Raw genomic sequence first — 1,854 nt, 5'->3', positions numbered from 1 at the left:
CTGCCGTGTCGTGGTTCTCCGGTGATTCCTCGGTGCGGACTTTTTCGCGGGCGTAGACGCGCATGAGGTTGTGCATGGTGTAGCGGTAGGGCAGGTGCTCGATGAGCAGGTGCGCGTGGGTCAGTTCCGCGAGCAGGCTGTGGGCTTCCGGCAGAGTGAGTCCGGCGAGGGCTGCTGTTGCCGGTGCGGAGATGTCCGGGCCGGTGTGGAGGCCCATGAGGCGGAACAGACGCGCTGCCGGGGCGGACAGGGCTTCGTAGGACCAGGAGAAAACGGCTCGTACATCGGTACGAAGGTCGCCCCCCGCGAAGGCGTCGAGGCTGCCGTGGCTGTCGCGCAGTTCGCCGGCGATGGCGCTGAGGGGGAAGCCGGGATTGATCGCCGCCCGGGCGGCGACGACGGCCAGTGCCAATGGCAGCCGGCCACACAGCGTGATGATCTCGTCCGCCGCGAGTGGCTCCGCCGACAACCGCTTCGCCCCGAGCCGGCGTCTCAGGAAGTCGTACGCGTCCGAAAACGCCAGCTGGCGCACAGTCAGCGGATACGCGCCCTCACTGGCGATCAGGCTGGTGAGCTGGTTGCGGCTGGTGACGATGACGAGACAGCCCGGAGAGCCGGGCAGCAGCAGACGGACGTGTTCGGCGTCGCGGGCGTTGTCCAGCACGATCAGCATCCGCCGGTTCGCGAGCAGAGAACGGTACAGCAGGGCCTGCGCCTCGAGCTGGGCGGGAATCCGCCACGAAGGGACACCGAGCCCGTCGAGAGCAATACGGATACTCTCCTGCGGCGACATGACCGAACCGGTCGCGTCGAAACCGCGCAGGTTGATGAAAAGCTGCCCGTCGGGAAATCGACCCGCGACCTCATGAGCCAGATGAACGGCCAGAGCTGTTTTCCCGATACCGGCCATACCGCTCACCACACTGATGGCCATCGCCCCAGCCTGGTCGCCGTCCCCGGACAACAGGACACGCGCCTCATCGAGTTCGGCATGCCGACCGGTGAAAGCAGCCAGATCGGCCGGGAGTTGAGCAGGACGGGCAATCGATTCAGCCGCCGGCACGGCTGCTTGCAGCGAGGAAGATGAGTATTCGAGCGACGCGTCGGCCGTCAGAATTCTCTGATGGAGATCCCTCAACGACGCACCGGGTTCGATACCCAGCTCGGCCACCAGAATACTTCGGGTCCTGCGGTAGGAAGCCAGCGCCTCCGCCTGCCGCCCCGACCGGTACAGGGCGACCATGAGCAGCTCGCACAAACGCTCCCGCAGCGGATGCTGGCCGGTCAGGGCACGCAGTTCGGGAATCACCGTGGCGTGCCGCCCCAGTTCGACATCGATGTCGAAGCGCGCCTCCAGAGCACACAGCCGCGCTTCGTCCAGCCTGGAGCGTTCACCCTCCGCGAGCGGGCCCGCCAGCCCGGCCAGAGGACTTTCCTGCCAACCGCCGAGCGCGGCATGCAACAACCGGGAAGCCGCGGACAACTCACCCCCGGCACGCAGCTTCCTCGCCCGCTCGACCCGCTGCTCGAACACCCCCAGATCCACAGCATCCTCAGAAACACGCACCAGATACCCGTCGGCCGCCGAGACAATCACCACCCCGGACTCGCCCGACACCCGGCCGGACCCCAGAACCTTCCGCAGACGCGACACATACGTACGCAGCACCGGCACCGCCGCCACCGGCGGATCCTCACCCCAAACAGCATGAACAAGCTCAGCCGTAGTGACCACACGCCCCCGCCGCAACAACAACGCCGCCAGCACCACCCGCTGCTGAGGCGACCCAAGAACCAACTCCTCCTCACCACGCCACACCCGAACAGGCCCCAACACCGCAAAGCGCAACGGGA

At 66.8% G+C, this 1,854-nt stretch carries 1 protein-coding gene; it reads right to left on the bottom strand.

What is annotated here, in order from left to right:
- A partial coding sequence (locus P3L51_RS35925; protein WP_354609561.1) for an AfsR/SARP family transcriptional regulator occupies positions 1-1,849 on the bottom strand: 1,849 nt, incomplete at its 3' end.
- Between the last annotated feature and the right edge of the window lie 5 nt (positions 1,850-1,854).

The organism is Streptomyces panacea (assembly GCF_040560175.1).
Lineage (GTDB): Bacteria > Actinomycetota > Actinomycetes > Streptomycetales > Streptomycetaceae > Streptomyces > Streptomyces panacea.
The sequence above is the reverse complement of the archived record's forward strand: the minus strand, read 5'-3'. Positions and strand labels throughout refer to the sequence as shown.